The sequence below is a fragment of the Exiguobacterium mexicanum genome, from assembly GCF_005960665.1.
In the GTDB taxonomy this organism is placed as follows: Bacteria; Bacillota; Bacilli; order Exiguobacteriales; family Exiguobacteriaceae; genus Exiguobacterium; species Exiguobacterium mexicanum_A.
Genome location: NZ_CP040676.1, coordinates 1,603,397 through 1,623,502, shown reverse-complemented (window position 1 = coordinate 1,623,502; position 20,106 = coordinate 1,603,397). Strand labels below are relative to the sequence as shown.

The window sequence follows — 20,106 nt, the reverse complement described above, 5'->3', positions numbered from 1 at the left end:
ATGAATGAGGGTTACGGCTACAATTGACCGAGTTTATGGAGCAGGTTCTTTTAATAACTAGGTACTTATTGTAGAATGTAGTGAAGGAATCATTCCGAATGAAGGAGGCTACTCCATATGGCAATTGAAATGAAGACAACATATGGCAATATTGACATCACGAACGACGTGGTCGCAACACTCGCAGGCGGTGCGGCGATGGAATGTTTCGGCGTTGTGGGAATGGCGTCTCAAGCTCAATTGAAAGACGGGATTGCAGAACTATTGAAGCGTGAAAACTACGCCCGAGGCGTGGTCGTACGTCAAGATGGAGAAGACGTACATATCGACATGCACATCATTGTGAGCTACGGGACGAAAGTGTCGGAAGTCGCATACAACGTGCAAAGCCGTGTAAAATACACGCTCGGTGAAACTTTAGGATTAAACGTTTCGTCGGTAAACATATTCGTACAAGGCGTTCGTCTGACGAATGACTGACGAGAACGAAGGAGGATTTGGTGTGGGTTTAAAACGTTTAGATGGATTGGTGTTCGCGAACATGGTCGCGAACGGTGCAGCCAACTTGAGCCAGAATGCGGATTATGTAGATTCGCTTAACGTCTTCCCGGTGCCGGATGGCGACACGGGGACGAACATGAATTTGACGATGACATCGGGTGCGAAGGAAGTGGCCGCACTCAACACGGCAAATATCGCTGACGTCTCATCGAAGTTTGCACGTGGTCTCTTGATGGGGGCACGCGGGAACTCCGGTGTTATTTTAAGCCAATTGTTCCGTGGCTTCGGTAAAGCGATCGAAGGAAAGACCGAAGTGTCGACAGTCGATTTCGCTGAGGCATTGAAACGTGGTGTCGACACGGCATACAAGGCGGTTATGAAACCGGTTGAAGGAACGATTTTGACGGTTGCTCGTGAAGCGGCCGACGAAGCGCTCCGTGCTTCAGAGTCGACGAGCGACTTCAACGAGTTCATGGAACGTGTGATCGTGGAAGCGAAAGCTTCACTCGAGCGGACGCCGGACTTATTGCCGGTCTTGAAAGAAGTTGGCGTCGTCGATTCGGGCGGCCAAGGCTTGCTCGTTATTTATGAAGGGTTCCTTGCGAGCCTTGAAGGAAAAGAGCTCGAGAAGCCACATGCACCGGTCATGGATGCGCTCATCGAAGCCGAACATCATGCCCACGCCGCGCAAGGATTCATGTCGACCGAAGACATCGAGTTTGGTTATTGCACGGAAATCATGGTTCGTTTCCAAGACGCGAAGTTGAAGGATGCCCCGTTCAACGAGGATGCGTTCCGCAACGAACTGTCTGAACTCGGGGACTCACTCCTCGTCGTCGCAGATGAAGAGTTGCTTAAAGTTCACGTTCACGTCGAGACGCCAGGCGACGTCATCACGAAAGGACAGCGTTACGGTGAACTCGTCGCTGTCAAAATCGAGAACATGCGTCAACAGCACTCGACCATTTTAGAAGAAGAACACGGCGCGAACCAACATGGCGTCCAACCGACGGCTCCGAAGGCGAAAGCGCCATATGCGATTGTCACGGTCGCGATGGGTGAAGGTGTCAGCGACTTGTTCCGTTCACTCGGTGCGGCTCACGTCATCGAAGGCGGTCAGACGATGAACCCGTCGACGGAAGATATCGTCAAGGCGATTGAAGCGGCCAACGCGGATCATGTCTTCATCTTCCCGAACAACTCGAACATCATCATGGCTGCCGAACAAGCGGCTTCGGTCGCACCTTGCGGCGTCTCGGTCATTCCGACGAAGACGGTGCCACAAGGACTTGCGGCAGCGATCGCGTTCAACCCGGAAGCCGATGTCGAGACGAACGAAAGCGTCATGAAGACGGCGGCTAGTACCGTCAAGTCTGGTCAAGTGACGTATGCGGTTCGTGATACGAGTATCGACGGCGTCGAGATTCGTAAAGACGACCACATGGCGATCGCCGAGAAGAAAATCGTCGCCTCATCGGCCTCGAGCCTCGAAGCGGCGAAGAAATTAGTCGACGCCCTCGTGGATGCCGACGATGAGATCATCACGATCTTGACGGGCGAAGGTTCGTCAGCAGAAGACGTGGAGGCACTCTCGGCGTACATCGAGTCGAAGAACGACGAGATTGAAATCGAGGTTCATGACGGGAAACAACCGCTCTACTCCTACATTTTTAGTGTGGAATAAGCTGTAACTCAGCCCTACCTTCTGTATAATGAAGGTAGGGTTTTTTTGAAAGGGGGAAATGCGATGAAATATCGCAGTGTGTTTGATATCATCGGACCGGTCATGGTCGGTCCATCGAGTTCGCATACGGCCGGAGCCGCGCGCATCGGCCTCATGGCTGGGAAGTTGTTCGGGCGAACGCCACTACTCGCACACATCACGTTTTATGGGTCGTTCGCCGATACGTATCGGGGGCACGGTACCGATGTGGCCATCGTCGGTGGGATCATGGGCTTCGATACGTTTGATTTGCGCATCCCGCAAGCGCTCGATATCGCGAAAGAGCGCGGCATCGAGGTCGTCTTTGAGACGAGCGATGCGCTGACGGACCATCCGAACACGGCCCGCGTCCGGCTAGAAGACGAGGACGGTACGTTTGAAATCGTCGGGATTTCAATCGGCGGCGGGACGATTGAGATCACCGAGTTGAACGGATTCCCGCTCAAATTGTCGGGCGGCGGGCCGGCACTCGTCGTCTTGCACCACGATCGCTTCGGGGCGATCGCGGCCGTGACGGGTATTTTGGCCCGGCATGAGTTGAATATTGGGCACATGGAAGTGAGCCGTCATGAGAAAGGCAAGCAAGCGCTCATGGCGATCGAGATTGATGATCATTTGTCAAAAGACGTGTTAGCGGAAATCGAGCGGTTACCTCAAATCGAGCGGGTAGCCATCTTTGGGGAATAAGGAGACACCAATATGTTTAAATCAGTAGAAGAATTAGTCAGAACGGCAACGGAACGAGGGATTCCGATCTCAGAAGTGATGATCGAGCAAGAAGTGCACGTCAGACGCTCGACGCGTGAAGACGTCGTCGGCATGATGGAACGCAACCTCGAGGTGATGGAAGAAGCGGTTGCGCGGGCACTCGAAGGCGTGACGTCTGTGACGGGGTTGACGGGGAATGACGCCGTGCTCATGACCGACTATATCCGCTCTGGCAAGTCGCTCGCTGGGGATTTGATTTTAGACGCGGTCGCCAAAGCGATCGGGACGAATGAAGTCAACGCGGCGATGGGACGCATCTGTGCGACCCCGACGGCCGGCAGCGCCGGTGTCGTACCGGGTACGTTGTTTGCGGTCAAAGAGCGTCTGAAAATGGACCGTGACGCGATGGTCCGCTACTTGTTCACGTCTGGTGCGTTCGGGTTCGTCGTAGCCAACAACGCCTCGATTTCAGGGGCGGCCGGTGGTTGTCAGGCGGAAGTCGGTTCGGCGACCGGAATGGCCGCGGCGGCCATCGTCGAAGCAGCCGGTGGGACGCCGGAACAATCGGCGACGGCGTTTGCGATCGCCTTGAAAAACATGCTCGGTCTCGTCTGTGACCCGGTGGCGGGTCTCGTCGAAGTGCCGTGTGTCAAACGGAACGCCATGGGTGGAGCGAACGCGATTGTCGCGGCCGATATGGCCCTCGCTGGTATCACGTCTCGCATCCCTTGTGACGAGGTCATCTCGGCGATGCATGAGATCGGCCAGATGATGCCGACCGCTTTGAAAGAGACAGCCCGCGGTGGACTTGCCAATACGCCGACGGCCCGCCGTCTCGAACGAAACATCTTTGGAGAGAAAGAAAATGTCGAGAAGTGAGGCGCTGACGACGCTCAAAGGGGTCGGGCCAGAGATGGCCAAAAAATTAGAGACGATGGGTCTCGAACGAATCGAGGACGTGCTGGAGCACGTTCCGTTTCGTTATGAAAATTATAATAGCGGCACGGTAACGACGGCCATCCACGGCGACCTCGTCAAATGGAGCGGTACCGTCCAAGCGGAACCGCTCGTCCGTTATTACAGTAAAGGCAAGAACCGGCTCCAATTTCGGCTATTGCTCGAGGAACGCTACGTCGTCCACGTGACGATGTTCAACCGGGCGTTCTATAAAGACAAGCTCACGCTCGGCGCCACCGTGACGGTCAAAGGGAAATGGGACATGAACCGGATGACAATCAGCGCGACCGACCTCGAGTTCGGTGAACTGTCGGACGGGCTGCAACCGATTTATTCGCTTCGGGCCGGGTTGACCCAGAAGAACTTCAGCCGGATCGTCAAGCTTGCGTTTGAACAGACGACCTCGTTCGAGGACCGCCTGCCGGAATTGATTCGGCAACGCTATCGTCTCGAGGATCGGGAGGCGATGTTAAAAGGGATGCATTTCCCTGATTCGGTCGAGACGTACAAACAGGCACGCCGCAGTTACGTCTATGAAGAATGTCTGCTCTATCAATTGAAGCTTCAGGCGTTCCGGAAGATGGAACGGTCGGGTAAAGGCCGTGCCCTCACGCTCGATAAGCCTCAATTGAACGAATTCGTCAAACAACTTGCATTTCCGTTGACCGGGGCGCAGACGCGTGTCATCCGGGAAATCGTCGGGGATTTAGAAGTGCCAGAACGAATGAATCGGTTGCTACAAGGGGATGTCGGGAGCGGAAAGACAGTCGTTGCCGCGATCGCCTTGTATGCGACGGTGAGCGCCGGCTATCAAGGGGCGCTCATGGTCCCGACCGAAATTTTGGCTGAACAGCATCTCGCCTCGCTTCAAGCGCTGTTTGAGCCGTATGGGATTCGAGTCGGTTTATTGACGAGTTCGGTCAAAGGCAAGGCCCGTACTGAGTTGCTTCAGGCCATCAAAGCGGGGGACGTCGATATCATCGTCGGGACGCACGCCTTGATCCAAGGGCCGGTCGAGTTCTCGCGCCTACATTTAGCCATCACCGACGAGCAACACCGGTTCGGAGTCGAACAGCGCAAGATGCTCCGTGACAAGGCGGAGCTCGCCGACGTGCTCTATATGACGGCGACACCGATTCCACGGACGCTCGCCATCAGTGCTTTCGGCGAGATGGACGTTTCGACGATCGATGAGATGCCGGCCGGCCGGAAACCGATCGAGACGTATTGGGCCAAGACCGACCAAATCGACCGGGTCCACGCGATGGTCGACCGTGAACTGACGCTTGGACGCCAAGCTTACGTGATTGCCCCGCTCATCGAGGAATCGGACACGCTCGAGGTCGAGAGTGCGACTGCGCTCTACGAAGTGTTGCGGGAACGTTTCCCAAACTATGCGGTCGGTCTCATGCATGGAAAACTGTCGAGCACCGAGAAAGATGACGTGATGAAGGCGTTCGCCAGCAATGCCCTCCAAATCCTCGTCTCGACGACGGTTGTCGAGGTCGGCGTGAACGTCCCGAACGCCTCGCTGATCATCATCCATGATGCGGAGCGGTTCGGCTTGGCGCAACTACACCAGTTGCGCGGACGCGTCGGTCGAGGCGCCGACCAATCTTATTGTATATTGGTAGGGGACCCGAAGTCCGATGTCGGCAAACTTCGTTTGAAGACGATGACGGAGACGAACGATGGATTCGTCTTGGCCGAGAAAGACTTGGAATTGCGCGGGGCCGGTGATTTCTTTGGGACGGCCCAAAGCGGTCTTCCGAGCTTCCGCGTCGCCGATCCCGTACTTGATTTAAAAGTGATGGAGGTAGCGATGCAAGACGCGGTTCGTCTGCTCGGCAGCGAGGCGTTTTGGAATGAAGCGACGTATGCGCCGCTCCGTCAATACTTGAAGCGACTCGACTTACTCGTCGGGAGCCGCTTGGAATGAGAAACAACACTTGAAAATACAATCTAAAGAATATATACTGCTATTAGTACCAGGTATTAAGTTCTTTAGCATAGAGTTTAGGAGGGAACTGAATGCGGGTACCTAAGAAAGAGCGGCAACGCTTATTGCAAGAAACGATTGATCGTAACCCGTTCATCAAAGACGAAGAGCTGTCGAAGCAGTTCGCCGTCAGTATTCAAACGATTCGTCTCGATCGGATGGAGTTGAAAATTCCGGAAGTGAGAGAACGGATTAAGCATGTTGCTTCAGAACACCTCGATGAAGTGAAGTCGCTCGCCATGAGCGAGGTCATCGGTGATATGATTGACTTGAAGCTCGATGAATCGGCCATCTCGGTTCTCGACATTGAGAGAGAACACGTCTTTAGCCGCAACGAGATCGCCCGGGGACATGTATTGTTCGCCCAGGCCAACTCGTTAGCGGTGGCGCTCATCAATGATGAATTGGCGTTGACCACTAAAGCGGAAATCCGCTTCAGTCGCCAAGTCCATCTTGGAGAGCGAGTCGTTGCCAAGGCTCGTGTGATCAAACTGCGTCGGGACGGAAGAACGGACGTCACAGTGGATAGTTATGTCGGCGAAGAGTGTGTCTTTAGCGGAGACTTCACGATTTATCGTCGCGGTGAGGAGGAACAGGCATGAAATTAGCAATTGATGCAATGGGCGGGGATCACGCCCCGAAAGCGATCGTGGAAGGCGTCAAGCAGTTTGCCGACGCATTCCCGAACGAATCGATGGAACTTTTTTTAGTCGGAGATGAGGTCAAACTCGCTTCGTACGGGTTGACCGACCCGCGAATCAAAATCGTTCCAGCGAGCGAAGTCATCACCGGGGACGACGAACCGGTCCGAGCCGTCCGTCGCAAAAAGGACAGCTCACTCGTCGTGGCGGCCAAACTCGTCAAAGACGGAGAGGCCGACGCACTCGTCTCGGCTGGGAATACCGGTGCTCTCATGGCGGCGTCACTGTTCGTCATCGGACGGATCCCAGGAATCGAGCGCCCCGCGTTGTCACCTACGTTCCCTACATATACGGGTAGCGGTGTCGTCATTTTAGACGTCGGGGCCAACCCGGACGCGAAGGCCGAGCACTTGGTCGACTATGCGATCATGGGCTCGCTCTATGCCGAGCACGTTCGCGGCGTCAAACGTCCGCGGGTCGCGCTACTGAACATCGGGACCGAGGCTGGGAAAGGAAACGCCCTCACGAAAGAGGCGTACCCCCTCCTTGAACAAGCCCCGGTCCACTTTGTCGGCAACGTGGAAGCGCGCGAGGCGATGTCCGGTGATGTCGATGTCATCGTCACGGAAGGGTTCGCCGGAAACATCTTGCTCAAAGGTGTCGAAGGTTCGTCGTCGATGCTCATGAAGATGATGAAAGAGCAGTTCACGAGCGATCTCGTCTCGAAGCTCGCCGCTCTCGTCTTAAAACCGAAGTTGAAGCGATTGAAACAAACATTAGATTATCGGGAACACGGTGGGGCCGGCTTGTTCGGAATCAACGCCCCGGTCATTAAAGCACACGGTTCGAGCGACGCGCTCGCCATCATGAGCGCGCTCAAACAGGCGAAAATCATGGTCGATCACGACGTCGTCGCGAAAATCAAGCAAGCAAAAGCCACAAACTAATTCAAAGAAGGTGAGTACATGGGGAAAACAGCATGGGTATTTCCGGGACAAGGGTCACAAGCCGTCGGCATGGGCCAAACGTTCCTCGACAATCCTGAACAACTGCAAGCGATCAACCGTCGCCTCGGATTTGATTTACTCGACGCCATGGCGGCAGGATCAAAAGAAGAGCTTCAACGGACAGAAGTGGCCCAACCGGCCATCGTGGCGCATGCGGCATCACTCGCACAAGCTCACGCCAAAACGGGGGCCACTCCAGACTTGGTGATCGGTCACAGCGTCGGAGAATATACGGCACTCGTGGTCGCCGGCGTCATCGACTTGGAAGAAGCGAGCGTGCTCGTCCACGAACGCGGCAAGCTCATGTCAGAAGTGAAGGATGGGACGATGGCAGCCGTCATCGGTATGACCGATGTCGACGAAGCGTTCCATGTGACGGAGAAAATCAGTGCTAGCGGGAACCTTGTACAAATCGCCAACTACAACTGTCCGGGTCAGTTCGTCATCTCGGGTCATGTCGATGCGGTCAAACAGGCCGAAACAGACTTGAAAGAAGCAGGCGCGAAACGCGTCTTGCCGCTGAACGTCTCAGGGGCGTTCCACAGCTCCTACATGATGCCGGCCGCGACGCGGTTCAAAGATGTGCTCGCTTCTTCGCCGTTCAAACCGGCGGCGATTGGGATTATTTCCAACGTCGATGCGGATGTCCATACCGACCCGGAAAAATTGAAAGCACTTCTCACTGAGCAATTGTACGCCTCGGTCCGATTCGAAGCGTGTGTTCGCAAAGCGATCGACGCTGGTGTCGACACGTTCATCGAGTTCGGTCCGACGTCACCGCTGTCAGGTCTTATCAAACGGATCGATTCGAAAGTGACAATCAAACAGGCGACGACGCTCGAAGAGGTGGCCGCGTTAGGAGGAGAAGTACGTGCATGACCAAGTAGCAATCGTGACAGGCGCATCTCGAGGAATCGGGGCCGCCATCGCGAAGCGTTTAGGGGAGGACGGCTTTCGGGTCGTCGTGAATTACTCGGGTAGTGTTGAGAAAGCGAACGCCGTCGTCAGCGAGATCGAAGCGAACGGTGGCGAGGCCATCGCCGTCAAAGCCGACGTCTCGAGCAGTGATGATGTGAAAGCACTCATCAAGACGGCGGTCGACACGTACGGCCGCATCGATTGTCTCGTCAACAATGCAGGCATCACGCGGGATGGTCTGCTTATGCGCATGAAGGAAGCTGACTTTGACGATGTCCTGTCGACAAACTTGAAAGGTGCGTTCTTGACGTCGCAAGCCGCGACGCGGACGCTCTTGAAATCGAAGGCGGGCCGCATCATCAATATCGCTTCGGTCGTCGGGATCACGGGGAATGCCGGTCAGGCGAACTACGCGGCGGCGAAAGCGGGGCTCATCGGGCTGACGAAGTCGGTCGCGCGTGAACTCGCCGGACGTCACGTGACGGTGAACGCCGTCTGTCCTGGTTTCATCCAGACGGACATGACTGACGCGTTGACAGATGCGCAACGCGAGGCGACGCTCGGTCAAATCCCGTTCAATCGCTTCGGTCAGGTCGAAGATGTGGCGAACCTCGTCTCATTCCTCGCCTCTCACCAAGCGGCTTACGTGACGGGTCAGACGATCGCCGTTGACGGCGGCATGACGATGGCTTAAAATCAGAACTTTACCAATCGAAACACATTTTATATACTTTAATTTGGAGGGATTTTATCATGACAACAGAACAAATCTTAGTAGACGTACAAGCAGCAGTGGCAGAGAAACTCGGGAAAGATGTATCTGAGATCACAGCCGACAAATCATTCAAGGATGACCTCGGTGCGGATTCGCTCGAAGTAATGGAAATGGTCATGGACCTTGAAGACAAGTTCGATATCACAATCGAAGACGAAGATGCTGAGAAGCTCGCGACTGTTGGCGACGTCGTCGCTTACATCGAAACTAAATTGTAATCAAGCCTCCCACCGCTCGTCATGAGCGGTGGGCTTGTGCTTATACACGGAGGGAATTATGACAAAGGACAAGCGACGGTTTGACCGTCAAGGGTCGGCGCAACGGCGTCGGCGAAATGAGCTCGAGCGGTCACGGATTCTCGAGCAGTTTAAAGTACTTGAAGAACGGCTGTCGGTTCGATTCACGAACCAAGACCTATTGATGCAAGCGTTCACCCACTCCTCATACGTCAACGAACAACGCGGTCTGAAAAAAGACAATGAGCGCTTAGAGTTTTTAGGCGACGCGGTGCTCGAGTTGACGGTGTCTCGGTTTTTGTATGAGACGTATCCGGAGCGCTCCGAGGGGGAATTAACGAAGTTGCGGGCGGCCATCGTCTGTGAGCCATCACTCGTTAACTTTGCGGAAGCCTATGCTTTCTCTGATTTTATCTTGCTTGGGAAAGGCGAAGAGTTGACCGGCGGACGCAAGCGTCCGGCGCTACTCGCGGACGTGTTCGAGTCATACATCGGCGCGCTCTATCTGGACCAAGGGATTGAACCAGTCGAACAGTTCCTCGCCGAAGCGGTTTTTCCGAAAGTCTTGGCCGGTGTGTTTGAAGAACAGACCGATTATAAGAGTCAGCTCCAAGAAAGCGTCCAGCGAGAAGGTCTCGGGCCTGTCTCGTACACGATTATCGAAGAGCGTGGTCCGGCCCATAGCCGGGAGTTCGTCGCCCATGCCCGTCTGTCAGACGATATCGTCGGCGAAGGCATCGGCCGATCGAAGAAAGAAGCCGAGCAACTCGCGGCGAAGGAAGCGTTGATTGAATTCAACCGGCAGTACGCCGGCCTATAAAAAAAGGAGTGGACCTCAATGTAATCTGTACCCCTTGTAAAGGACATTAATAAAAAAACTTATGCTGATTCAAGGAGATGATTCCTGTACTGTACGGGAGTCATCTTTTTCATGTTCCATTGATAACGATGATGGTTGTAATAGTTAATGGTTTTTCGGATTTCACGCTGTAGTGAATCGAACGTGGTACAGGCCTTTAACTCGACGATATCCTTGAAATGTCCAAAGAATGATTCCTGGACAGCGTTATCCCAACAGTTGCCCCGTCGGGACATGGATTGACCTAGCTTCATACGCTTCACCTCTTTCTGATAGGTCGGGCTCGTGTAGTGCCCTCCTTGATCTGAATGGATGAATGCGTCCTTGTCCAAGCGAATCCTCCGGTTCTTCCGTAAACGCTTCAACGTATCCAATACAATGTCGAGATTGATGTTCTCAGAGAGTTGATGCGCCAGTACCTCATTGGTCGAACCGTCCACGATGGTCGAAAGATAGGCTCGCTTACCGTTCCCGTAAAATATGTAGGTGATATCGGTGAGAAGCACCTTGTAGGGAGTGCCCTGTTTGAATTCGCGTTTGAGGCGATTCGGCACCACCCGGTGCTCGGCCGTCGCCTTAATGAGCCGTTTGTATGGCTTCGCCTTGCGGATTGGACACACGATGTTGTATTTCCGCATGATACGTCGGATACACTTCAGGTTCATCGTCACACCGAAATGACCAGACAGCACCATCTTGATCTGCCTAGCACCCTTCTTGCGCTTCTTGAAGTGGAACGCCTTCAGAACGAGGTCACGAAGAGCCACGTCTTTCGATTCGCGCTCCTGTCTGGTCTGTCTCCTCCGTTCCGAGAAATAGGCGTGGTATCCCTGACGTGACACCCCGGCCACCTGGCAGAGATGGCTGACCATCCCCTTCATTTTGTGCTTGATGATGACACCTTGAATCAGCTCATACTTTTGCGATGCGTTAAGTCCAGCTTTCCTCTCCCTTCCGCCAGGCGGATCTCCTTTAATAGTTCGACCTCTGCTTTCAACAGTTTGTTTTCGGCCTCGAGCTTCGCGTACCGTTCTTCTGTCGACAGCTCTTTATCTCTCCAACGTCCTGAATTACTTGATCGTGTATCGCGCAGCCCCATTACCCCATCTTTTCGGTAAGCTCGTGTCCAACGATTTTTACAAGAACTCATACGCCGTTCACCGAGTACCTCCACATCGAATCCACATCCCCGGAAGATTTCCACAGGGAACTTTCCTTCCAACGTCTGTGCTATAAAAAGTTCCTTAAACTCATCGGTATACGTGATCCCTTTCGGGCTCACAGATTTAACGTAAGGATTTGCGGCTAGCGCATCTATTTCTTTTGACGTAAATATCTTCTTCGACACTCGAATTCACTCCCAATATGATTTAGTCCAGTGTACACAAAAACCCTGAGCAGTAGACTTTTTTTTAGTGTCTACTACTCAGGGTACAGTTTAATGGGTCCACTCCTTTTCTGTCATCTCATCACGTCAATTGTCCGAGTTCTTCGACAATCCCATCCACTTCAGAGATCGACAGCGATGAGCGGTTCATCACGTAGTCGTAAATCTCTTTGACGGCCGAGGCGTCGGCACGGTTATATTCTTCCGCTTTGATAGCGCCGCGGTTGATGATGTTCATTTTGTCGAGAATTTCCTCAATCATTTGTTCGTTAGTCATTGGTCGTACCCCTTTCTACAGTTCTTTTTAGAATAGCATGATTCTAGCATTTTGACGAACTGGCAACTGTGGTAAAATAAACAAATGAATGCTTACTGAGGATAGGATGGTCACGATGCACTTAAAACGAATCGAACTCGCTGGCTTTAAATCGTTTGCCAAGCGGATTGAACTGGATTTTCGTCCCGGCGTCACAGCCGTGGTTGGGCCGAACGGAAGCGGGAAATCAAATATATCGGACGCTGTTCGCTGGGTACTCGGTGAGCAGTCGGCCAAATCGCTCCGCGGAGCGAAAATGGAAGACGTCATCTTTGCCGGCAGTGAAGGTGAGAACCATCGCAACGTCGCCGAAGTGACGCTCGTCCTAGACAACACGGACGCCCATTTGCGGTTGCCGTATGAAGAAGTCAGTGTGACGCGCCGTGTCACGCGGAGCGGCGACAGCGACTACTTCATGAACAAGAAGCCGTGCCGGCTTAAAGATGTGATCGACCTGTTCATGGATACGGGCCTATCACGCGATGCGTTCGCCATCATCGGGCAAGGACGGGTCGAGCAAGTCATCTCCGGAAAACCGGAAGATCGTCGGGCTGTCATCGAAGAAGCGGCCGGGGTGTTGAAGTACCGGCAGCGTAAAAAACAAGCCGAACGGAAGCTCCAAGACACCGAGTTGAACTTGTCTCGGGTCGATGACATCTTGTATGAACTCGCCGATCGGGTCGAGCCGCTCCGAGAGCAGGCCGCGCTCGCACGCGAGTATCAAGTCGCCAAAGCGCGCCACGATGAGCTCGAGACGGGTATTCTCGGCGCCGAGATCACAGAACTTGGTACGGGCATCGCTCGTGTGTCTGAGCAACTGCGGACGGCCGAGACGAATCTCGCCGAGCAAGATGGCGCGTTGACCGCGATTTCAGAAGAGCGGACGACGCTTGAGGCGACGCTCGCCAAAGATCGAGAATCGCTCGACACGCTCCATCAAGAAGAACGGTCTCGAGCGACCGAGCTGGAACGGTTGACAGGTGAGATCAAGCTCGCGAAAGCCCGTGAAGAGCACGGGGCGGAGACGAAAGAACGCCTCGAGCGCCAACGGGTCGAATTGGCCGAAGAGACCGAACAGTTGACGCAGAAGTTGAACGTGGCAAACGCGGATATGGCGTCAAAAGCTGAGGCGTTACATACCGTGGAAGCGGCACGGGCCGAACTTGACGCACAATTGACGGCGGCGACGCGTGACTTTAACGCAGAAATCGAACAGCTTCAAGGCGAGGCGTTCGAGTTGGCGACGACACGGGCCACACTGAGCAACCAACAGAAGCGGGAACGGCGCGATATCGAACAAGCGGAAGAAGCGAAAGCTCGTCTGCTTCGTGAAAACAAGGATCGCCTTGACGTGCGGACCGAACAGACGGCATCACTCGAGGCCGAACAAGCTCGTCTCGACGAGGCTCGGGACACGTGGGAGACGCTCATGGCGGAAGAAGCTGATTTGACCGAACGGGAAGCGACGCTTCGAGACAAATTGTCGCGGGCCGAGCAATCGTACCACGACCTTGACCGCCGGCGTCAGAAGACCGAGGACCGGATCGAGTTGCTCGAACGGATGAAACAGTCGTACGAAGGCTATTTCCATGCGGTCAAATTTGTCTTGAAAGAACGGGGACCGGGCGTGCTCGGTGCCGTCGCAGAATTGATTCGCGTTCTCCCGTCCTATGAGGCCGCCATCGAGACGGCGCTCGGTCAGACGCAACAACATATCGTCGTCGAGACGGAAGAGGTCGGACGCCGAGAAATTGAACGATTACGGAAAGCAAGTGCCGGACGAGCCACGTTCGTACCGATGACGAGCGTGAAGGAACGTTACGTCCCGAGTGAAGTCGCACACCGTCTCGAATCAGTCGACGGATTCGTCGGCATCGCCGCCGACCTCGTCGAGACGGACCCGGCCTACGAGAAATTGAAACGGTCGCTCCTCGGCGCCGTGATCGTGGCCAATTCCCTCGAGGTGGCCAACCGGATCGCCAAGACGACGGGGTATCGCTATCGCATCGTCACGCTCGAAGGGGATATCGTCAACGTTGGCGGTTCGATGACCGGGGGTAGCCGGAAGCAAGGTGTCGCCTTGTTCACCCAGTCCCGTGAACTCGATGATTTGAAGCAAGGATTGACGCAAGGGTTGGCCATGCTTCACGAGCAACAGTTGCGGGTGTCGACGTACACCGATGAGATGTCCCGACTGCGTGCGTCGCTCCAGACGCTCAGGCTCAAGAAGCGCGAGGCCGAAGAGACGCTCCGTTCGACGGAACAGGCGTTTAGAAACTTGGAACGGGTGTCGCAAGACGCCAAAGCGCAACTCGAACTGTTCGACCATGAGATGGCGCGTTACGCCCAAACAATCACATCCGCCACGAATGAGTTGACAAGGCTCGCCGAAGAACTTGAGGCGACGGATGCATTGCAAGCCTCGATTCGGACCGAACTCGAGGCGCTCCGCGGCGAGCAAGCCAAAGGCGCCGAGACGACGGGGCAACTTCAGGCAGCCATTCGTCAAAATGAACTCGATCGTCAACGCAATATGCTCGACCTCGACCGCGTCCGCGCAGAAGTCGAGCGGCTCGAGGCCGAGGTCGCTAAACAGACGTCCCGCCTCGGGCAGATCGAGCGTGAGCTCGAACATGTGGCAAGCGGCCGGGTCGTCTCGTCTGCCGAGCTCGAGCTCGAGCACGTCGAGGCGGTCAAACAGATGGACGGATTGAAAGAGCGGATGGCGTTGCATACGAAACAGCTTCACGCCGAAGAAGAGTCGTATCGCATCCTCAGACAGCGTGAACAACAGGCGTCGGACGTGCGTCGTCGGGTCGAGGCGGATGTCCGCAAGCTCGAGACCGAGGCGAACGAGCTCGAGTTGAAGCGGAAGTGGAAACTCGACGCACTCGAGGAACGAGGGCTCGTCCTCGATTTGCTTCCGACCCTCACGATTCCGCTCGATGAGGCGAAAGAAGAGTTCAAACTGCTCGTTCGTCAAATCGAAGAAATCGGGCCGGTCAACTTGAACGCGATCGAGGAGTTCGACCTCGTCAATGAACGCTTCATGTTCTTGTCCGAGCAACGGGACGACCTCGTCAGCGCCAAAGAGGATTTATACGACATCATCACCGAGATGGACCGTGAAGTGACGCGCTTGTTCAAAGAGACGTACACGCTCGTTCGTGGTCACTTTAAACAGACGTTCAACGAGCTGTTCGGCGGGGGGGAGGCCGATTTGAAACTCGTCGACGAGTCCGACCTGCTCAACACGGGCATCGAGATCGTCGCCAAACCGCCCGGGAAGAAGTTGCAGACGCTCAGTCTGTTATCCGGCGGAGAGCGGGCCTTGACGGCGATCGCGCTTCTGTTCGCCATCCTGAAAACCAGACCCGTCCCGTTCTGTGTGCTCGATGAAGTCGAGGCGGCTCTCGACGAGGCGAACGTCCATCGGTTCGGGGAATATATCCGGACGCTCTCAATCGATACACAATTCGTCATCATCACCCACCGTAAAGGGACGATGGAGGCGGCGGACACGCTCTACGGCGTGACGATGCAACAAAACGGTGTCTCCGAGGTGCTTTCGGTCGAACTATCCGAAGCGAAGCGCGTCGTCGAGACGGAACAAGAGATGGAGGAATTAAGTTGAGTTTTTTTAAGAAGTTAAAAGATAAATTGACGACCTCGACACAAGAGGTGTCGCAAAAGTTTACCGACGGATTGACGAAGACACGAGACGGATTTGCCAGTGCCGTCAACGACCTCGTCTATCGGTTCCGCGAAGTCGATGAGGATTTCTTCGATGAACTCGAGGATTTGCTCATCCAGGCGGATGTCGGCGTGACGACGACGATGGACCTCGTCGAAGATTTGAAAGAGGAGGTGAAACGTCGCAATTTGAAAGACCCGGTCGCTGTCCGTGACGCCCTCGTCGAAGTCGTGGCGAACCGTCTCCAAGAAGACGAGGCGGATCGTGAGTTGAACATGCAGGACGGATTGACGGTCATCTTGTTCGTCGGCGTCAATGGTGTCGGCAAAACGACGACGATCGGCAAACTCGCCCATCAATTGAAGTCGGAAGGGCGTTCGGTCATGCTCGCGGCAGGCGACACGTTCCGGGCCGGTGCCATCGATCAGCTCCAAGTCTGGGGTGAACGGGTCGGAGTCCCGGTCATCCGTCAAGCCGAAGGGTCGGACCCGGCTGCGGTCGTGTTCGACGCTGTGCAGGCAGCGAAATCACGCGGCGTCGACGTCTTGATCTGTGACACGGCCGGTCGTTTGCAAAACAAGGTCAACTTGATGAAAGAGCTCGAGAAAGTGAAGCGCGTCATCGAACGTGAAGTACCGAACGGGCCGCACGAGGTATTGCTCGCGTTAGATGCCACAACGGGACAAAACGCGATGGTTCAAGCGAAAGCGTTCAAAGAAGCGACGAACGTGAGCGGGATCGTCCTCACGAAGCTCGACGGGACGGCTAAAGGGGGGATCGTGCTTGCGATTCGAAACGAGCTCGATATCCCGGTCAAATATGTCGGTCTCGGTGAGAAAGTTGATGATTTACAGGCGTTCGACCCGGAACAGTTCGTGTACGGATTATTCGGGGACATCTTCGAAGAAAAACAACAGACAAACGATGACCTCGCCTAACTTTCACTGTTAAGAAAAAAACTTGACAAGAGGTGGGGACGGCTGTACTATTGGTAGTTGTAAAGGGATTTCACTTAACATGTGGAGGTGGAGGTCATGTCGCTCGAAAAGACGAATCGAATGAACTATCTGTTCGATTTTTATCAAGCGCTTCTCACACCGAAACAGCGCAACTACATGTCTCTTTATTACCTAGATGACTACTCGCTCGGAGAGATTGCGGAAGAGTTTGAAGTCAGCCGTCAAGCGGTCTACGATAACATAAAGCGTACCGAAGCGATGCTTGAGCAGTATGAGGAGAAGTTGGCCTTGTTCGAGAAATTCGAACAGCGGCAACAACTGCTTCAAACGCTCAAACGTCAAGTCGAGCACTCGCCCGATTTGACGGAAACGATTTCGGCGCTTGAGAATTTAGAGTAGGGGGCTGAAGCATGGCATTTGAAGGATTATCCGAACGGTTGCAATCGACACTGGCGAAAATGCGGGGGAAAGGTAAAATTTCCGAAGCAGATGTCAAAGAGATGATGAGAGAAGTTCGTCTCGCTCTCCTTGAAGCCGATGTCAACTTCAAAGTGGTCAAACAGTTCGTCAACGACGTGAAAGAGCGGGCCATCGGCCAAGACGTCATGAAATCGTTGACACCTGGCCAACAAGTTGTCAAAATCGTTCATGAAGAGCTAACGAACTTGATGGGAAGCGACGTCGTCCCAATCACATTTAACCCAAAACCACCGACAGTCGTCATGATGGTCGGGTTACAAGGTGCGGGGAAAACGACGACGACCGGTAAGCTCGCGAATTTGATTCGCAAAAAGCATAACCGGAGTCCACTTCTCGTCGCGGCAGATATTTATCGGCCTGCGGCCATCAAACAGCTCGAGACACTCGGCAAGCAGCTCGATTTACCGGTGTTCTCACTTGGCGACCAAGTGAAGCCGGAAGAAATCGTCACAAAAGCGCTCGAGTACGCCAAAACCAATCATCACGATTTCGTGTTGATCGATACGGCCGGTCGACTTCATATTGACGAGACGCTCATGGGCGAGCTCGAAAACGTGAAGACGATTGCCAAACCAAATGAAATCTTCCTCGTCGTCGATGCGATGACGGGTCAAGATGCGGTCAACGTGGCCGATAGCTTCAATGAGAAACTCGGAATCACCGGCGTCGTGCTCACGAAGCTCGACGGTGACACACGTGGTGGGGCAGCCCTTTCAATCAAGGCAGTCACGGGAGCGCCGATTAAGTTCGTCGGTCTCGGTGAAAAGTTGGATGCCCTCGAACCTTTCCACCCGGAACGCATGGCGTCACGGATTCTTGGAATGGGTGACGTGCTCACGCTCATTGAAAAAGCCGAGTCACAGATGGACCAAGATGCCGCGAAAGAGCTTGAAAGCAAAATTCGCGACGCATCGTTCACGTTCGATGATTTTATCGAGCAATTGGGTCAAGTGAAAAACATGGGCCCGATTGATGAATTGCTCTCGATGTTACCTGGTGCAGGTAAGATGAAAGGGTTGAAGAACGTCCAAATCGACGAGAAGCAACTTGATCATGTCGAGGCGATCATTCGCTCGATGACGAAGCATGAGCGCTCCAATCCTGAAGTGCTCAACGCGAGTCGTCGCAAGCGGATCGCAAAAGGGAGCGGTCGCTCCATCCAGGAAGTGAACCGTCTCATCAAACAGTTCGATGACATGAAGAAGCTCATGAAGCAGATGTCAGGACAAATGAAAGGGAAGAAAAAAGGTCTCGGCCTTCCATTCTTCTAAGAAAACTTTTGTCAGTCGGACAAAAAAGCAGTATACTATTAAAGTTGTCAATTCTTAAACACATGATGGAGGTATATTACCATGGCAGTTAAAATTCGTCTCAAGCGCATGGGCGCAAACAAATCACCTTTCTACCGGATCGTTGTAGCTGATTCACGTTCACCACGTGATGGCCGCTTCATCGAGCAACTCGGTCACTACAACCCGGTTGCAAAACCAGAAGCAGAAGTTCGCATCAACGAAGAACTCGCTCTCAAATGGTTGTCAGACGGCGCGAAGCCATCTGACACAGTACGTAACTTGTTCTCTAAAGCAGGGATCATGGAGAAATTCCACAACGCGAAAAACGCGAAGTAAGGATGTGGCCGACCTTTTATGAGGTCGGCCCATTTTTGTGAGGAGGCATAACAATGGAATGGTTATACGTAGGTAAGATCGCCAACACCCATGGCTTAAAAGGAGAATTGAAGTTGCTCGCCGCGACCGATTTTCCGGCGGAGCGCTTCAAGAAGGGCGAGACGCTCTATTTAGACATCGACGGCAAGAAAGTGCCGTTCGAAGTGACGACGTATCGTCCACACAAGCAGTTCCATCTCGTCACGTTCAAAGGGCTCGAGAACATCAATCTCGTCGAGAAATATAAAGGGATGAAGCTGTATGTCCACGTCGAGCACGTCCACGAGTTGCCGGAACATGAGTTTTATTACCATGAGATTATCGGCTGTGAAGCTGTCGTCGATGGTGAGGTCATCGGAGTCGTCGATGACATCTTCGAGACCGGCGCGAACGACGTCTGGGTCATCAAACGTCCTGGCAAGTCGGATGCGCTCATCCCGTACATCGAATCGGTCGTGAGCGACATCGATGTCGAGGCGAAACGTGTCGTCATCACCCCGATTCCGGGAATGATCGACGATGAAGATTGATGTCTTAACCTTATTCCCTGAGATGTTCGCCCCGCTCGATCATTCGATCGTCGGACGGGCGCGCACGCTCGGTCACGTCGAGATGGCGTTCACGAACTTCCGTGACTTCTCGACGAACAAGCACCACAAAGTCGACGATTATCCGTACGGGGGCGGGGCGGGCATGCTACTCACCCCGCAACCGATTTTTGACGCCATTGACGCGATCGCGAAGACGCGACCCCGTGTCATCGTCACGACACCGACCGGACGCCGTTTTGATCAACGAATGGCAGAAGAGTGGGCGTCCGAGGAACACCTTATCTTTTTGTGCGGTCATTATGAAGGGTTCGACCAACGGATCCATGACGAGCTTGCGACGGACGAAGTGTCAATCGGCGATTTCGTCATGACCGGCGGTGAGCTCGCGGCGATGGTCATGATCGATGCCACGGTGCGCCTCATCCCGGAAGTGCTCGGCGACCAGGCGAGCCACGAGGACGACTCGTTTTCGACGGGACTCCTCGAATATCCGCACTATACGCGTCCAGCCGACTTCCGGGGTCTCAAGGTACCGGACGTCCTCTTGTCGGGCAATCATGCCAACATCGAGACGTGGCGTCGTGAACGGTCACTTGAACGCACGTATCGACGGCGGCCGGAACTGCTCGAGCAAATCGACCTGTCGAAGGCGGATAAAAAATTCATTGAATCGTTGCGCGATTGACCAAATTATGCTATGTTTGAGCATGTGGGTTAACCCCCACCGA

At 54.1% G+C, this 20,106-nt stretch carries 20 protein-coding genes; 18 read left to right on the top strand and 2 right to left on the bottom strand.

Going from position 1 to position 20,106, the window contains the following annotated elements:
- The first annotated feature begins 117 nt into the window (after positions 1 to 117).
- From FED52_RS08755 to rnc, 11 genes are all read left to right on the top strand, one after another.
- Positions 118 to 480 (top strand): Asp23/Gls24 family envelope stress response protein, encoded by a 363-nt coding sequence (locus FED52_RS08755; RefSeq protein ID WP_016509701.1) that lies wholly within the window; start codon positions 118 to 120, stop codon positions 478 to 480.
- Positions 481 to 502: 22 nt separating this feature from the next.
- The gene (locus FED52_RS08750) at positions 503 to 2,185 is read left to right on the top strand and encodes a DAK2 domain-containing protein (RefSeq protein ID WP_034777143.1); all 1,683 of its coding nucleotides are present in this window, start codon (positions 503 to 505) and stop codon (positions 2,183 to 2,185) included.
- A 63-nt stretch (positions 2,186 to 2,248) separates the two neighbouring features.
- Positions 2,249 to 2,911: an L-serine ammonia-lyase, iron-sulfur-dependent subunit beta gene (gene sdaAB, locus FED52_RS08745; protein WP_138859624.1), complete on the top strand. Its 663-nt coding sequence runs from the start codon at positions 2,249 to 2,251 to the stop codon at positions 2,909 to 2,911.
- Between the two features lie 12 nt (positions 2,912 to 2,923).
- On the top strand, positions 2,924 to 3,811 hold the full coding sequence (gene sdaAA, locus FED52_RS08740) for an L-serine ammonia-lyase, iron-sulfur-dependent, subunit alpha (RefSeq protein ID WP_138859623.1): 888 nt from the start codon (positions 2,924 to 2,926) through the stop codon (positions 3,809 to 3,811).
- Positions 3,798 to 5,828 (top strand): ATP-dependent DNA helicase RecG, encoded by a 2,031-nt coding sequence (gene recG, locus FED52_RS08735; RefSeq protein ID WP_138859622.1) that lies wholly within the window; start codon positions 3,798 to 3,800, stop codon positions 5,826 to 5,828. The genes sdaAA and recG overlap by 14 nt, the downstream gene beginning before the upstream one ends.
- Positions 5,829 to 5,920: 92 nt before the next feature.
- Positions 5,921 to 6,490: a transcription factor FapR gene (fapR, locus tag FED52_RS08730; protein ID WP_131433872.1), complete on the top strand. Its 570-nt coding sequence runs from the start codon at positions 5,921 to 5,923 to the stop codon at positions 6,488 to 6,490.
- Complete coding sequence (plsX, locus tag FED52_RS08725; RefSeq protein ID WP_034777147.1) at positions 6,487 to 7,476, top strand: phosphate acyltransferase PlsX; 990 nt, start codon at positions 6,487 to 6,489, stop codon at positions 7,474 to 7,476. The genes fapR and plsX overlap by 4 nt, the downstream gene beginning before the upstream one ends.
- An 18-nt stretch (positions 7,477 to 7,494) precedes the next feature.
- Positions 7,495 to 8,415 (top strand): ACP S-malonyltransferase, encoded by a 921-nt coding sequence (gene fabD / locus FED52_RS08720; protein WP_138859621.1) that lies wholly within the window; start codon positions 7,495 to 7,497, stop codon positions 8,413 to 8,415.
- The gene (gene fabG, locus FED52_RS08715) at positions 8,408 to 9,148 is read left to right on the top strand and encodes a 3-oxoacyl-[acyl-carrier-protein] reductase (protein WP_138859620.1); all 741 of its coding nucleotides are present in this window, start codon (positions 8,408 to 8,410) and stop codon (positions 9,146 to 9,148) included. Before fabD ends, fabG begins: the two co-directional genes overlap by 8 nt.
- 59 nt (positions 9,149 to 9,207) lie before the next feature.
- Positions 9,208 to 9,447, top strand: a complete 240-nt coding sequence (gene acpP, locus FED52_RS08710) for an acyl carrier protein (RefSeq protein WP_021067091.1) — start codon at positions 9,208 to 9,210, stop codon at positions 9,445 to 9,447.
- A gap of 58 nt (positions 9,448 to 9,505) precedes the next feature.
- Positions 9,506 to 10,285, top strand: coding sequence for a ribonuclease III (gene rnc / locus FED52_RS08705; protein WP_138859619.1), 780 nt, complete (start codon positions 9,506 to 9,508; stop codon positions 10,283 to 10,285).
- A gap of 59 nt (positions 10,286 to 10,344) precedes the next feature.
- Here rnc and FED52_RS08700 read toward each other — a convergent pair.
- Together FED52_RS08700 and FED52_RS08695 are read right to left on the bottom strand one after the other, a co-directional pair.
- A protein-coding gene (locus FED52_RS08700) for an IS3 family transposase (RefSeq protein ID WP_138858667.1) occupies positions 10,345 to 11,672 on the bottom strand; the annotation gives its coding sequence in 2 pieces (ribosomal slippage) (positions 10,345 to 11,273 and positions 11,273 to 11,672; 1,329 coding nt in all).
- A gap of 121 nt (positions 11,673 to 11,793) precedes the next feature.
- Positions 11,794 to 11,988 carry a DUF1128 family protein gene (locus tag FED52_RS08695; protein ID WP_021067093.1) on the bottom strand — a complete coding sequence of 65 codons (195 nt, stop codon included), beginning with the start codon at positions 11,986 to 11,988 and terminating at the stop codon, positions 11,794 to 11,796.
- A gap of 115 nt (positions 11,989 to 12,103) precedes the next feature.
- On the opposite strand from FED52_RS08695, the gene smc reads away from it, so the two are divergent.
- The 7 genes from smc (at position 12,104) to trmD (ending at position 20,063) form a co-directional block, all read left to right on the top strand.
- Entirely contained in the window at positions 12,104 to 15,661 is a 3,558-nt protein-coding gene (gene smc, locus FED52_RS08690) for a chromosome segregation protein SMC (protein ID WP_167491802.1), read from the top strand.
- Positions 15,658 to 16,659 carry a signal recognition particle-docking protein FtsY gene (gene ftsY, locus FED52_RS08685; RefSeq protein ID WP_034777152.1) on the top strand — a complete coding sequence of 334 codons (1,002 nt, stop codon included), beginning with the start codon at positions 15,658 to 15,660 and terminating at the stop codon, positions 16,657 to 16,659. Before smc ends, ftsY begins: the two co-directional genes overlap by 4 nt.
- Before the next feature lie 96 nt (positions 16,660 to 16,755).
- The gene (locus FED52_RS08680; RefSeq protein WP_034777154.1) at positions 16,756 to 17,079 is read left to right on the top strand and encodes a putative DNA-binding protein; all 324 of its coding nucleotides are present in this window, start codon (positions 16,756 to 16,758) and stop codon (positions 17,077 to 17,079) included.
- A gap of 11 nt (positions 17,080 to 17,090) precedes the next feature.
- Positions 17,091 to 18,431 (top strand): signal recognition particle protein, encoded by a 1,341-nt coding sequence (gene ffh, locus FED52_RS08675; RefSeq protein ID WP_034777156.1) that lies wholly within the window; start codon positions 17,091 to 17,093, stop codon positions 18,429 to 18,431.
- 81 nt (positions 18,432 to 18,512) lie between these two features.
- Positions 18,513 to 18,788 carry a 30S ribosomal protein S16 gene (gene rpsP, locus FED52_RS08670; protein WP_138859617.1) on the top strand — a complete coding sequence of 92 codons (276 nt, stop codon included), beginning with the start codon at positions 18,513 to 18,515 and terminating at the stop codon, positions 18,786 to 18,788.
- 53 nt (positions 18,789 to 18,841) lie between these two features.
- A complete protein-coding gene (gene rimM, locus FED52_RS08665) occupies positions 18,842 to 19,357 on the top strand; it encodes a ribosome maturation factor RimM (protein ID WP_034777158.1) in 516 nt (171 codons plus the stop codon).
- Positions 19,347 to 20,063 carry a tRNA (guanosine(37)-N1)-methyltransferase TrmD gene (gene trmD, locus FED52_RS08660; RefSeq protein ID WP_138859616.1) on the top strand — a complete coding sequence of 239 codons (717 nt, stop codon included), beginning with the start codon at positions 19,347 to 19,349 and terminating at the stop codon, positions 20,061 to 20,063. Before rimM ends, trmD begins: the two co-directional genes overlap by 11 nt.
- The last annotated feature ends 43 nt before the right edge of the window (positions 20,064 to 20,106 follow it).

Excerpts from the sequence above, each read along its gene's own strand:
- FED52_RS08755 (WP_016509701.1), top strand. The coding sequence starts at position 118 with ATGGCAATTGAAATGAAGACAACATATGGCAATATTGACATCACGAAC.
- sdaAB (WP_138859624.1), top strand. The coding sequence starts at position 2,249 with ATGAAATATCGCAGTGTGTTTGATATCATCGGACCGGTCATGGTCGGT.
- sdaAA (WP_138859623.1), top strand. The coding sequence starts at position 2,924 with ATGTTTAAATCAGTAGAAGAATTAGTCAGAACGGCAACGGAACGAGGG.
- recG (WP_138859622.1), top strand. The coding sequence starts at position 3,798 with ATGTCGAGAAGTGAGGCGCTGACGACGCTCAAAGGGGTCGGGCCAGAG.
- fapR (WP_131433872.1), top strand. The coding sequence starts at position 5,921 with ATGCGGGTACCTAAGAAAGAGCGGCAACGCTTATTGCAAGAAACGATT.
- plsX (WP_034777147.1), top strand. The coding sequence starts at position 6,487 with ATGAAATTAGCAATTGATGCAATGGGCGGGGATCACGCCCCGAAAGCG.
- fabD (WP_138859621.1), top strand. The coding sequence starts at position 7,495 with ATGGGGAAAACAGCATGGGTATTTCCGGGACAAGGGTCACAAGCCGTC.
- acpP (WP_021067091.1), top strand. The coding sequence starts at position 9,208 with ATGACAACAGAACAAATCTTAGTAGACGTACAAGCAGCAGTGGCAGAG.
- rnc (WP_138859619.1), top strand. The coding sequence starts at position 9,506 with ATGACAAAGGACAAGCGACGGTTTGACCGTCAAGGGTCGGCGCAACGG.
- FED52_RS08695 (WP_021067093.1), bottom strand. The coding sequence starts at position 11,988 with ATGACTAACGAACAAATGATTGAGGAAATTCTCGACAAAATGAACATC.
- smc (WP_167491802.1), top strand. The coding sequence starts at position 12,104 with ATGCACTTAAAACGAATCGAACTCGCTGGCTTTAAATCGTTTGCCAAG.
- FED52_RS08680 (WP_034777154.1), top strand. The coding sequence starts at position 16,756 with ATGTCGCTCGAAAAGACGAATCGAATGAACTATCTGTTCGATTTTTAT.
- ffh (WP_034777156.1), top strand. The coding sequence starts at position 17,091 with ATGGCATTTGAAGGATTATCCGAACGGTTGCAATCGACACTGGCGAAA.
- rpsP (WP_138859617.1), top strand. The coding sequence starts at position 18,513 with ATGGCAGTTAAAATTCGTCTCAAGCGCATGGGCGCAAACAAATCACCT.
- rimM (WP_034777158.1), top strand. The coding sequence starts at position 18,842 with ATGGAATGGTTATACGTAGGTAAGATCGCCAACACCCATGGCTTAAAA.
- trmD (WP_138859616.1), top strand. The coding sequence starts at position 19,347 with ATGAAGATTGATGTCTTAACCTTATTCCCTGAGATGTTCGCCCCGCTC.